Annotated in this window: 12 protein-coding genes (1 of these 12 running past the window's edge); 9 read left to right on the plus strand and 3 right to left on the minus strand. The window is 42.6% G+C overall.

Annotated features, from left to right (window positions below):
• Window positions 1-187 precede the first annotated feature (187 nt).
• The 5 genes from MKY34_RS06995 (at window position 188) to nikC (ending at window position 5,878) form a co-directional block, all read left to right on the plus strand.
• The gene (locus MKY34_RS06995; RefSeq protein WP_342514488.1) at window positions 188-1,210 is read left to right on the plus strand and encodes an ABC transporter ATP-binding protein; all 1,023 of its coding nucleotides are present in this window, start codon (window positions 188-190) and stop codon (window positions 1,208-1,210) included.
• Window positions 1,182-2,195 (plus strand): dipeptide ABC transporter ATP-binding protein, encoded by a 1,014-nt coding sequence (locus MKY34_RS07000; RefSeq protein ID WP_342514489.1) that lies wholly within the window; start codon window positions 1,182-1,184, stop codon window positions 2,193-2,195. Before MKY34_RS06995 ends, MKY34_RS07000 begins: the two co-directional genes overlap by 29 nt.
• Window positions 2,192-3,820, plus strand: coding sequence for an ABC transporter substrate-binding protein (locus tag MKY34_RS07005; protein WP_342514490.1), 1,629 nt, complete (start codon window positions 2,192-2,194; stop codon window positions 3,818-3,820). Before MKY34_RS07000 ends, MKY34_RS07005 begins: the two co-directional genes overlap by 4 nt.
• Window positions 3,821-3,959: 139 nt before the next feature.
• Window positions 3,960-4,964 (plus strand): ABC transporter permease, encoded by a 1,005-nt coding sequence (locus tag MKY34_RS07010; protein WP_342514491.1) that lies wholly within the window; start codon window positions 3,960-3,962, stop codon window positions 4,962-4,964.
• A gap of 17 nt (window positions 4,965-4,981) precedes the next feature.
• Window positions 4,982-5,878 (plus strand): nickel transporter permease, encoded by an 897-nt coding sequence (gene nikC, locus MKY34_RS07015; protein WP_342514492.1) that lies wholly within the window; start codon window positions 4,982-4,984, stop codon window positions 5,876-5,878.
• Between the two features lie 75 nt (window positions 5,879-5,953).
• Here nikC and MKY34_RS07020 read toward each other — a convergent pair whose 3' ends face one another.
• Window positions 5,954-7,036 carry an aromatic acid exporter family protein gene (locus tag MKY34_RS07020; RefSeq protein ID WP_342514493.1) on the minus strand — a complete coding sequence of 361 codons (1,083 nt, stop codon included), beginning with the start codon at window positions 7,034-7,036 and terminating at the stop codon, window positions 5,954-5,956.
• Between the two features lie 73 nt (window positions 7,037-7,109).
• On the minus strand, window positions 7,110-8,414 hold the full coding sequence (locus MKY34_RS07025; protein WP_342514494.1) for a glutamate-1-semialdehyde 2,1-aminomutase: 1,305 nt from the start codon (window positions 8,412-8,414) through the stop codon (window positions 7,110-7,112).
• Window positions 8,415-8,569: 155 nt separating this feature from the next.
• Between MKY34_RS07025 and bcp the strand changes: the two genes are divergently transcribed.
• From bcp to perR, 3 genes are all read left to right on the plus strand, one after another.
• Complete coding sequence (gene bcp, locus MKY34_RS07030) at window positions 8,570-9,046, plus strand: thioredoxin-dependent thiol peroxidase (protein ID WP_342514495.1); 477 nt, start codon at window positions 8,570-8,572, stop codon at window positions 9,044-9,046.
• 21 nt (window positions 9,047-9,067) lie between these two features.
• Window positions 9,068-10,012 carry a D-2-hydroxyacid dehydrogenase gene (locus tag MKY34_RS07035; RefSeq protein ID WP_342514496.1) on the plus strand — a complete coding sequence of 315 codons (945 nt, stop codon included), beginning with the start codon at window positions 9,068-9,070 and terminating at the stop codon, window positions 10,010-10,012.
• Between the two features lie 120 nt (window positions 10,013-10,132).
• Window positions 10,133-10,576, plus strand: coding sequence for a peroxide-responsive transcriptional repressor PerR (gene perR, locus MKY34_RS07040; protein WP_342514497.1), 444 nt, complete (start codon window positions 10,133-10,135; stop codon window positions 10,574-10,576).
• Between the two features lie 45 nt (window positions 10,577-10,621).
• On the opposite strand, the gene MKY34_RS07045 is transcribed toward perR, so the two are convergent.
• Window positions 10,622-10,999, minus strand: a complete 378-nt coding sequence (locus MKY34_RS07045) for a YgzB family protein (RefSeq protein WP_342514498.1) — start codon at window positions 10,997-10,999, stop codon at window positions 10,622-10,624.
• 263 nt (window positions 11,000-11,262) lie between these two features.
• On the opposite strand from MKY34_RS07045, the gene MKY34_RS07050 reads away from it, so the two are divergent.
• A protein-coding gene (locus MKY34_RS07050) for a nucleotidyltransferase-like protein (protein WP_342514499.1) crosses the window boundary here: on the plus strand, window positions 11,263-11,789 show its 5' portion. 337 nt of this gene lie beyond the right edge of the window; the window shows 527 of its 864 coding nt (coding positions 1-527); its start codon is at window positions 11,263-11,265; its stop codon lies off the right edge, out of view.

The following is an 11,789-nucleotide window of genomic DNA, read 5'->3' on the forward strand; positions in this document are numbered from 1 at the left end:
GCATGGGCAAGGCGTCTACATTCTTCTAGATATGCTGTGGCTATGTTTGTCGCTCCTAAACAGACATTGTCATTTATCGTTAAAACAGATAAGTGAATAAACTATTGCTTTTACTATGAATAAACGTATAATAGTGAATACCTTTAGAATTCAAACAAATTAAGAGATTAAGAAAAAGGGTGAGCTGATGGGTGAAAGGAAGATCGTTCTCCAGGTGAAAGATTTACAGACAACCTTTTTCACTGATTCGGGAGAGATACCGGCTGTAGACCACATTGATTTCCATGTAAAAGAGGGGGAAATCCTCGGTATTGTGGGGGAATCTGGTTGCGGGAAAAGTGTGACGTCGCTATCCATTATGGGACTTGTTCCGAATCCACCGGGGAAAGTTGTAGGCGGCGAAATACTATATGAAAATAAAGATTTACTAAAAATGACAGAAAAACAAATGCGGCATATTCGCGGGAATGATGTTGCGATGATTTTTCAGGAGCCGATGACGTCATTGAATCCGCTGTTTACAATTGGTAATCAGATGATGGAGTCCATTCGAATTCACAGAAAAGATTGGTCCAAGAAGCAAGCTACTGAACGGGCAATTGAGATGTTAAAATTAGTTGGCTTACCGCGTGCTGAAGAATTGATGAAGGAATATCCGCATCAATTATCTGGAGGTATGAGGCAGCGTGTCATGATTGCAATGTCTCTTGTCTGTGATCCTAAAGTGTTAATTGCAGACGAACCGACGACGGCTCTTGACGTAACGATTCAAGCACAAATTTTAAAATTGATGCGAGAATTGAATACACGGTTGGACACAGCGATCTTGCTGATTACGCATGATTTAGGTGTTGTAGCAGAAACGTGTGAACGGGTTATTGTCATGTATGCGGGGCAAATCATTGAAGAAGCACCGGCTAAACAAATATTTGATGATCCGCAACATCCTTATACAAAGGGACTTATCCAATCGGTTCCAGATATGCGTTATAAAAAGGATCGTTTGTATTCGATTCCGGGGAATGTTCCGCGACCGGGTTCCATTCGGCAAGGATGTCGATTCGCAGCAAGATGCGAATTTGCCTTTGATCGTTGTTTAACAGAAAACCCAGAGCTCTATGAAACATCGGATGTACATAAGACGAGATGCTTCTTATACAACGAAGAAGGGGTGGTAGTGAATGACGACAAAACCCTTGTTGAAGGTTGAAGGATTAAAGAAGTATTTTCCAGTACGGAAAGGGTTACTAGGTAAAGTAGTGGGACATGTCAAAGCGGTAGATGATGTGTCGTTTTATGTGAATGAAGGGGAAACACTTGGAATTGTAGGGGAGTCCGGATGTGGAAAGTCGACGACGGGACGGATGCTGATGCGTCTTCTTGATCCGACTGAAGGAAAAGTAGAGTTTGATGGGAAGGATTTAACATCGTTATCGACCGATGAAATGCGGAAGACGCGGCGAGATATTCAGATGGTATTCCAAGATCCTTATGCTTCCTTGAATCCTCGTCATACGATTGAAAAAATTTTAGAAGAGCCGCTTGTCGTACATGGTATGAGCAATGCAAAAGAGCGGAAAAAGAAAGTGCATGAATTCCTTGAGATTGTAGGCTTGAGTTCCTATCATGCGAAGCGTTATCCACACCAATTTAGCGGTGGGCAAAGGCAACGTATAGGGATTGCACGTGCTTTGATGACAAATCCGAAATTGATTATTGCGGACGAGCCTGTTTCAGCTCTCGATGTGTCGATTCAGGCACAGGTACTGAATTTAATGCAGGATTTGCAAAAAGAGTTTCAACTTACCTACATTTTCATTGCACATGATCTTGGCGTTGTTCGTCATATTAGTGATCGTGTCGGTGTGATGTATTTGGGGAAAATGGTTGAAATTGCGGAAAGTGAACAGTTATATATGAAAGCGCTTCATCCTTATACGCAGGCGCTGTTATCAGCCGTTCCTGTACCGGATCCTGATCACCAAAAAGAGCAGGTTATTTTAGAAGGGGATATTCCAAACCCTGCAAATCCACCATCGGGCTGTACATTCCATACACGCTGTCCGTTTAAGATGGATGTTTGCACAAAAGTTGTTCCGCAACTTGTGGAACAGAGTTCAGGTCATTCTGTTGCTTGTCACCTTTACAGTGAACAGAGCAGCAATGATATAAAACAGATGGAGGGGTCAGTATGAAGAAAAGGAAGTTATGGGCATTCGCCTTGATGTTGCTACTTGTACTTTCAACAGCACTTGCAGCTTGTGGATCAGATTCGGGCGATGGCGAGAAAAAGCCAGATGGTGACAAAGGGAAAGATAATGCGGGAAGCGCAAACCAAACGCTTGTATTTGGGCGTGGTGGGGATTCAACTTCACTCGATCCATCCCGTGTAACTGAGGGAGAAACATTTAAAGTTACAGTCAATCTATATGAGACATTGTTAAACTTTGGGGAAGAAGACACTACGGTTCAACCGGGTCTTGCAAAAGAGTGGGATACAAGTGAAGATGGCTTGACGTATACATTTACGCTACAAGAAGGCGTAAAGTTCCATGATGGTACAGACTTCAATGCGGAAGCTGTCGTTAAAAACTTTGATCGTTGGGCAAATGGCGATGCGGATAAATTCCCGTACTACAGCTCAATGTTCGGTGGTTTTAAAGATGATCCGGAGCGCGTTATCGATACAGTAACAGCAGAAGGCGACAATACAGTTGTTATGACATTGACTCGCCCACAAGCACCATTCTTGAAAAATATCGCAATGAGCATGTTCGCGATTGCAAGTCCGACTGCATTTGAAAAAGGCGACGATGAATTCGAGCGTAACCCTGTTGGTACAGGACCATTCAAATTCGTTGAATGGAAGCCAAATGAAACAATTACAATTGAAAAAAATACAGACTATTGGCAAGAAGGACTACCGAAGTTAGATAAAGTTATTTTTAAAACAATTCCAGATAACTCCGCACGTTTGAATGAGCTGCTTAATGGCGGTATCGATCTTGCTGATGGTATTAACCCAGCGGATGGGAAGAGAATCGAAGGCGATGACAAATTACAGTTATTCGAACGTCCGTCTATGAACGTAGGATACCTAGGGTTGACAGTGACACGTCCGCCATTCGATAAAAAAGAAGTGCGTCAAGCGATGAACTATGCAATTGATAAGCAAACGATTTTAGATTCATTCTTCGAAGGGCGTGCTGACAGCGCGAAAAACCCAATGCCGCCTTCTATCTCAGGCTATAACGATGCAATCGAAGAATATCCATATGATCCTGAAAAAGCAAAAGAGCTTCTTGCAGCAGCAGGACTTGCAGATGGTTTTGAAATGGATCTATGGGCAATGCCAGTTCCACGTCCTTATATGCCAGACGGTGCAAAAGTAGCTGAAGTTATTCAGAAAAACCTTGCGGATATCGGCGTAAAAGCGAACATTGTTTCATACGAGTGGGCAACATACCTCGACAAAGCAAGTAAAGGTGAAGCAGACGCATTCATGCTTGGATGGACAGGCGATAATGGTGATGCGGATAACTTTATTTATGTTCTTCTTGATGAAGATAATATCGGAAGCAACAACTATACGTACTATAAAAATGATGACCTTCACAAACTTTTGATTGAAGCACAAACAGAAGTCGATGAGGACAAACGTAACGAACTTTACAAACAAGCACAAGAAATTATTCATGAAGAAGCTCCATGGGTACCACTTGCTCACTCAACGCCACTTATTGGGGGTGCTAAAGAGCTAACTGGTTATGTGCCACATCCAACAGGTTCAGATTTGTTGTCAAACGTAGAATTTCAATGATTGGTAAGTGATTGATGGAAGGGGAGAGGTCTGTCAGATTTCTCCCTTTTGTCTTTCATGAGCTAGCTATGTACATAGGACAATGCGGGATACTGAGGTTTTAGGACAGTAAATAAAAGAGTTGGAGAGGTGGAAGGTTATGCTCAGCTATATTATAAAAAGGTTGCTGCAGCTCGTTCCCGTTCTACTTGGGATGACATTCATCGTGTTTTTGATCATTCGGGCGATTCCGGGTAATCCAGCTCAAGTAATTCTAGGTCAACAAGCGACACCAGAGGCCGTTGCGGCTTTAACGGCTAAATTAGGTCTCGATCAACCATGGTATATTCAGTATTTTGACTATCTTGGTGGTATTTTAAAAGGTGATCTTGGTGATTCGATGAGAACGAGATTACCGGTAGCAGATGAAATATGGCCTTATTTAGCTGCCACACTGGAATTGGCGCTTTTTGCAATTATTATTGCAGTTATCGTTGGCATCAATGCTGGAATTATTTCAGCTTGGTTCCAAAACTCCTGGTTTGATTATACAGCGATGATTTTGGCGCTTGTCGGTGTGTCCATGCCGATTTTTTGGTTAGGTCTTATGGGGCAATGGGCTTTTGCTTTAGAGCTTCAATGGTTGCCGACGACAGGGCGCGAAGAGGTGCGAGATCCGATTACAGCCATAACGAATTTGTATGTTATTGACACGATTATTCAAGGACGCTTTGACCAGCTATGGCAAGTAATCCGTCACCTGATTTTACCGGGGTTAGCGCTTGCAACCATTCCGATGGCGATTATTGCGCGAATGACAAGGTCGAGCATGCTGGAAGTAATGCGTTCAGATTATGTACGAACTGCACGAGCGAAAGGGCAGAAAATGTTTTGGGTTGTTTATAAGCATGCGCTTAAAAATGCTATCATTCCGGTTTTAACAATTATTGGGCTTCAAATGGGAATGCTTCTTGGGGGCGCCATTCTAACAGAAACGATTTTTGCGTGGCCAGGTATTGGACGTTATATTTACGAAGCGATCAATTACCGTGATTATCCAGTGATTCAATCGGGTATTCTCATTGTTGCTTTTATCTTTGTGATGATCAACTTAGTCGTCGATTTATTGTACGGCTTGATTGATCCGAGGATTAAATATGATTAAGGAAGGGGGTAGCACATATGTCTGAACTTGCACCGAAAGCCGATCAAGTTGCGAAAGCCAAAGCCGATAAAGTAAATGGACCTTGGCGTGAAGCATGGAACGGTTTTAAGAAAAGTAAAGTGGCCGTTGTTGGAGCAGGTATTGTCATTTTCTTTATACTACTAGCTATCTTCGGACCGCTCATCGCTAAAGAGGGCATTAATGATCAAATGTTGCCCGATCGCCTTCAGCCCCCTTCTGCGGAATATTGGTTGGGAACGGATGACTTTGGTCGAGATATTCTATCGAGAATTATCCATGGTGCTCGTATTTCACTGTGGGTAGGTTTCTTTTCAGTCATTGGATCGGTCGTTATTGGGAGTACGCTTGGGATTATAGCTGGCTATTATGGTCGATGGGTAGATACGGTTATTTCTCGTATTTTCGATATTATGCTGGCGTTTCCATCGATTTTGCTGGCGATTGCGATTGTATCTGTATTGGGACCAAGTTTGCAAAATGCGTTAATCGCCATTGCGATTATTAACGTGCCAAACTTCGGAAGGCTCATTCGATCGAAGGTGCTCAGTATTAAAGAAGATGAGTATATTACCGCGGCAAAAGGGATTGGTATGCGGGACGCCCGTATTCTGTTTTCGCATATTTTGCCGAACTCGATGGCGCCAGTTATTGTACAAGGGACGCTGGCGATTGCGACGGCAATTCTTGAAGCGGCTGCACTTGGCTTCCTCGGTTTAGGTGCACAAGCGCCAATGCCGGAGTGGGGGAAAATGCTAGCGGATTCAAAAGACTATTTGCAAACGGCTCCGTGGACGATGTTCTTCCCAGGATTGGCGATTATGTTAACTGTGCTTGGGTTTAACCTTATGGGTGATGGCCTACGTGATGCACTTGATCCGAAAATGAAAAGCTAATTACATGCAAATAATCCCGCCAGTCATTCATCGACTGGCGGGATTATTTGTCTAGGCGCTGTAGCTTTTCTCACTTTAAAAAATTTCTTCCTCAAGCTTAACATTGACTTCATTATTATGATGTTTTTGATAGGAAATGATCAGCTTATCGAGATGTTCGAGTTGTTCTTCATAATTAAAAATAGCGGATAAGATATGAAGAAGATGGTAGGTAGAAAACTCCTCTTCTTCTTTCGTAATCGCAATTTCTTTGAGGAAAATCTCCATGACTTCAAAGCGTTGTACATAATCATCATGTACAGTGATCCCTGTCGTATCTGATTTAATCTGTCCAACAAACTTTAAATGAAGTTGTTCATGATAGGTCAGTAAGATATCTAAGCGTTCTTGGACCATCATTCGAAAATGCTCTGGCAAATCCATTAGTTCATTTTCAAACTGATGTAGCCTTTTCAATACGTAATAGCTACTTTTTGATGTAGCAATCATTTGTCTATAAATGACCAACTTTCTCGCTTTGGCCCTAGAACTCTTTTTGAAGTAGCTGCGTTCTTCTTTAAAGAGTGAGTAGAATTCATCGACTTGTTCAAGACGCACCTTCAGCTTTTTGAGCGATTTCTTTGTCGCGATATGCTCAGAAGCTTGCCTTCCAGCGAGACGTGTCCAACGAATAATCTCGTCCTGTGCTTGGTGGATGGACTGGAACAATTTTGGTTCATACTTTGGCGGCAAGAATAGTAAGTTGACAACGAAAGCAGCGAGAACGCCGATAATCATCGTTAAAAATCGCAGTAAGGCGAAAGATAGAAAGTCATCGTCTTTGATTTCCATAATGGCTATCATCACAACGAGTGCCAACGAAATCGATTTTTCGAGCCCTAATTTCAGCATGATCAAAATGATAATGACAGCGGCAAGTCCAACAAAGATGAGTTGATGACCGAATAGGAGAACGAAAGAAACGGCAATGACCGCGCCAATGATATTCCCCTGAATTTGTTCCACGATTGTTAAATAGGATCGATAGATAGAAGGTTGAACGGCGAAAACCGCTGCAATCCCGGCGAATACAGGGTGTGGCAATTGTAATATTTCTGCTAGGAACAATGCGATTACGATCGCAATGCCCGTTTTAAACATGCGGGCACCAAGTTTCATGGTCATTATTCCTTTCTAATCGAATGTACATAGTTAAGACTGCCGCTACTGTATCCTAAAACTGGTTATCAGGTCAATCATTTAAAATTGTTGCAAGTTCTTTGAAGGATTTATCGACAGCAACGAGTGTATCCTTAATGTCTTGCTCTGTATGAGCTGTTGTTAAGAACCAAGCTTCGTATTTTGATGGCGCCAGGTTCACGCCATTTTTCAGCATAAGTTTGAAGAACTTCGCAAATACTTCGCCATCAGTTGCTTCAGCTTGTTCATAGTTTTCGACTTTGACGTCCGTGAAGAAGAGTGTGAGGCCACCACCGAGACGATTTGTTGTTAACGTAATGCCATGCTCTTGTGCGGATTTTAAAATACCCGTTTCAAGAATTCCGCCCAGGCGATTCATTTCTTCATAGATGCCAGGCTCTTGCAGTACTTCTAGGCAAGCAATTCCTGCAAGCATGGAAGCAGGATTTCCAGCCATTGTTCCAGCTTGATACGCAGGCCCTAATGGAGCAACTTGTTCCATAATTTCTTTTTTACCACCATATGCACCAATCGGCAGACCGCCACCAATGATTTTTCCGAAAGCTGTTAAATCTGGTGTGAGCCCAAGTAGGTTTTGTGCTCCGCCGTAATGGAAGCGGAATGCCGTAATTACTTCATCATAAACAATCAATGCGCCTTTTTCGGCAGCTAACTTATGGACGAGTGGTAGGAATCCTTCGTTTGGTTCGACGATTCCGAAGTTCCCAACGATTGGTTCAACGAGTACGCAGGCAATTTCGTCTCCCCATTTGTCCATTGCTTCTTGGTAAGCTTGTGGATCATTGAATGGAATCGTAATGACTTCTTCAGCGATAGATTTTGGAACACCAGCAGAATCAGGTGTCCCAAGCGTAGCTGGACCAGAACCTGCTGCAACGAGGACAAGATCCGAATGACCATGGTAGCAACCGGCAAATTTCATGATTTTCGTGCGACCTGTGTAAGCACGAGAAACACGGATTGTTGTCATAACTGCTTCTGTACCAGAGTTGACAAAACGTACTTTATCCATGCTTGGCATCGCTTCTTTTAGCATTTTAGCAAATTTCACTTCATGACGAGTCGGTGTACCGTAAAGGACGCCTGTTGTTGCAGCTTCGACAATAGCCTTTGTAATATGTGGGTGCGCATGACCTGTGATGATTGGACCATATGCTGCAAGGTAATCGATGTATTTGTTGCCATCGACGTCCCAGAAATAAGCGCCTTCTGCACGCTCCATTACTGTAGGAGCCCCGCCGCCAACTGCGCGATAACCGCGAGATGGACTGTTAACTCCACCTACAATATGTTCGCATGCCTCATTATAAATTTGTTCTGAAAGTGTTCTGTTCATGATAAATTCCTCCGTTCAATTCATTACCCTTCCTATTGTAAACAAAACAAGGTCTATACGCCAAAGAATTTGAAAGTTAAGTACTTGTTCGGTAGGATTGAGAGAAGAAAAGCGTAGGCGTCCTGCCTAAAAAGAAGATACTGGAGGAATAGACGATGACGACACTTGAAGGGTTGCATGCACCTGATTTTTCATTGCTAGATGAAAAGGGAGAAATGATTTCGTTAAAAGACTTTGCGGGTGAAAAACATGTGGTGCTTTATTTTTATCCGAAAGATTCAACACCAGGCTGTACGACGCAAGCATGTGATTTTCGTGATGCCTATGAAGATTTCAGTAAGCTGAATGCAGTCATTTTAGGAGTAAGCCCAGATAGTCAGGCTTCGCATGAGAAATTTATTGGTAAGCATGGTTTGCCGTTTTCGTTGCTAATCGATGATGCGCATGAAGTTGCGGAGAAATATGGCGTCTGGAAATTGAAGAAGATGTTTGGCAAGGAGTATATGGGCATTGAGCGCTCGACGTTTTTGATTGATCCAACGGGGACTGTTGTGAAGGAATGGCGTAAGGTGAAAGTAAAGGGACATATAGAGGAAGCGCTTGCAACATTGGAGCAACTGACAAAGGCTTAAGGAATAAGGGGGAAATGATCAATGAATATACTATTCACGTTTGATCCGAAAGACCATCAGAAAGCAGGCTTGCTGGAGAGGTTTCCAGAAGTATCTTTCTACTATAGTAAAGAACCGACAGCGCAGTCAGTGGCGAACGCAAATGTAATTGTCACTTACGGGGAAGATATCGATGCCGATTTACTGGAACGGGCGAAGAAGCTCGAATGGCTAATGATTGCATCCGCGGGCGTGGAAAAAATGCCGCTTGCCGACATTGCGGCACGAGAGCTGATGATGACAAACGTTCGTGGTATTCATAAAACACCAATGGCGGAATCAGCCCTTGCACATATTTTGGCGTTGAAGCGCTCGCTTCCATTACTTTATGAACGACAACGGTCGAAGGAATGGAATCGTCAAGTTGGTTCACGTGAATTGAGAGGATCTACTGCGCTGATTTTGGGACCGGGGGCAATTGGTTCCGAAATGGGGCGATTACTTCAAGCATTCGGTGTCCGTACGATAGGTTGCAATCGGTCGGGACGGGCCAGTGATTCAATGGATGAAATGATTACATTTGATGGATTGATCGACGCACTACCAGAGGCGGATTATGTCATTTCAGTATTGCCGAGTACGCAAGAGACGCAACAACTGTTAACAGAAGAGCATTTTAAGGCGATGAAAGAGACTGCTGTCTTTATGAACTTTGGCCGAGGTGACCTTGTTGATGAAGAGGTGCTACTCGCTGCATTGAAAAACGGGGAGATTGGACATGCGGTTCTGGATGTGTTTGCGACCGAGCCGTTGCCGGTTGACAACGAGCTATGGACATTGGCGAATTGCACGATTTCCCCCCACGTATCGAGTTTATCGGGTAAGTATGTGGAAAGAGCACTGGATATATTTGAAGAGAATTTGGCGAAATGGCTACAAGGCGATCGTGAGCTTGTGAATATCGTGGATGCCAAGAAGGGTTATTAAGAATAATTAAGATGATTTGATGGAGTATAAAGCGCTTTAGTTGACAAATGCGTGGTTATTTAAGTAAACTGATTGTAATCATTATAAAGAAAGAATCTTTCTGGATAGGGGTGTATAGCGATGTCTGAAGTGAAATTGAAAGACGCGCTGGACGCATTGAAAAAAAGTGGTGTTCGAATTACACCACAGCGACATGCAATTTTAGAATATCTGATTTCTACTCATTCACATCCAACGGCTGATGAAATATATAAAGCACTTGAAGGCGACTTTCCTAATATGAGTGTTGCAACTGTTTACAATAACCTGCGTGTATTCCGAAATGCTGGACTCATCAAGGAGCTAACCTATGGAGATGCTTCAAGCCGTTTCGATTTTGTAACACATGATCATTATCATATTATCTGCGATGAATGCGGAACAATTGTTGATTTTCATCACCCGCGACTTGAAGAAGTTGAGCGTTTAGCTTCTCATGTAACGGGATTTAAAGTGAACTCACATCGTTTAGAAGTATACGGTACATGTCCAGCATGTGCTTCCGGCGTTGTAAGCGTGAACTAAAAAGTGTCCGATTTACCTTTTAACAAGGTGAATCAGACACTTTTTTTAGTTGGATTCTTTTTTTGTTTCAATGTCTGTCTTTTTCGTGCGATTATAAGCGACATCGAATTCTTTACCTTCTAATGAAGGGTCAAGTGTAAGGGGCTCTCGACAATGGCCACACATGTCAACGCGTCCTAGCATTTTTGTATGCTTACCACAGCTTGGACATTGAATCTGTACGGCTCGTGTTGATAATGAACCAATCCAAGCATATACCACTGTACTTGCAATGATTGAGAGGAATCCAAGAACCATGAAAATGAGCATAACAATCTCATTGCTTCTGAAGAAAATCCCGATGTACATAATGACAACCCCGATAAATACGAGCGATAGGGCGAAAGAACGTATCCGGTTGATCTTATTTTTATATGGTTTCATCTAACGTGCCTCCTTAGTATATCCTCAATTACTATAGCATAAATTTCATTTCGAACGGTATCTAACGTGCTTCGTTTGTTATGTGAAAGATGCTGAATGTGAAATGGACATAAACCGGCTTGTCGAGTGGATGAATAGGATTGTCTTCTATAGAAATAACAATTTTAGTTAAGAAATTAATGAATCGTAAACAGAATTGATCGTAATTGAATGAAGGAGATTCCTATCTCTCCGTCGAAAGGGAACGACAGGGAGGTGTGGTAGTGGAACAGGTGCTAAGACCGATTTATCAAGAACGAGCAAGTTTTCCGGAAACGCTAGGTGTCATTCTAGTAGAGAAAAGATGTAAAGGGGATCCAGTTACGGACACGTTCGATGCAATTCTTCTTATCATTACTGCTGATGAAGAAATCCCTATATTCACGAAACACTATACGGACGGTCATGAGAAAGCAGCAATGCATGTAATTAGTGAAAAACAATTAAAGAAATGGCTCCTCCTTGGCTCACAACGAAAAGTGGTGGATTGGTTATTTTATGGGAGAGTGTATTTTGATCGGAATGAGTTTGTAGAGAATTTAAGAAGGGAAATGCAGGAGTATCCTTTTTACGGACGAAAGATGAAAATGGGACTTGAATTATCCAAGCTTGTTAGAGGCTATATAGAAGGCAAAACATTTTTTGAACAAGGAAACTATATGGATGCGTATCATCACGTTGTGAAATCACTTCATCATCTTGCGCGGTTAGCCGTTATTGAAACCGGTTTGTTTCCAGAAGTGACGGTATG

It is taken from the genome of Sporosarcina sp. FSL K6-1522 (assembly GCF_038622445.1).
Lineage (GTDB): Bacteria > Bacillota > Bacilli > Bacillales_A > Planococcaceae > Sporosarcina.

Coding starts and splice junctions, on each gene's coding strand:
- MKY34_RS06995 (WP_342514488.1), top strand. CDS start 188: ATGGGTGAAAGGAAGATCGTTCTCCAGGTGAAAGATTTACAGACAACC.
- MKY34_RS07000 (WP_342514489.1), top strand. CDS start 1,182: ATGACGACAAAACCCTTGTTGAAGGTTGAAGGATTAAAGAAGTATTTT.
- MKY34_RS07005 (WP_342514490.1), top strand. CDS start 2,192: ATGAAGAAAAGGAAGTTATGGGCATTCGCCTTGATGTTGCTACTTGTA.
- MKY34_RS07010 (WP_342514491.1), top strand. CDS start 3,960: ATGCTCAGCTATATTATAAAAAGGTTGCTGCAGCTCGTTCCCGTTCTA.
- nikC (WP_342514492.1), top strand. CDS start 4,982: ATGTCTGAACTTGCACCGAAAGCCGATCAAGTTGCGAAAGCCAAAGCC.
- MKY34_RS07020 (WP_342514493.1), bottom strand. CDS start 7,036: ATGAAACTTGGTGCCCGCATGTTTAAAACGGGCATTGCGATCGTAATC.
- MKY34_RS07025 (WP_342514494.1), bottom strand. CDS start 8,414: ATGAACAGAACACTTTCAGAACAAATTTATAATGAGGCATGCGAACAT.
- bcp (WP_342514495.1), top strand. CDS start 8,570: ATGACGACACTTGAAGGGTTGCATGCACCTGATTTTTCATTGCTAGAT.
- MKY34_RS07035 (WP_342514496.1), top strand. CDS start 9,068: ATGAATATACTATTCACGTTTGATCCGAAAGACCATCAGAAAGCAGGC.
- perR (WP_342514497.1), top strand. CDS start 10,133: ATGTCTGAAGTGAAATTGAAAGACGCGCTGGACGCATTGAAAAAAAGT.
- MKY34_RS07045 (WP_342514498.1), bottom strand. CDS start 10,999: ATGAAACCATATAAAAATAAGATCAACCGGATACGTTCTTTCGCCCTA.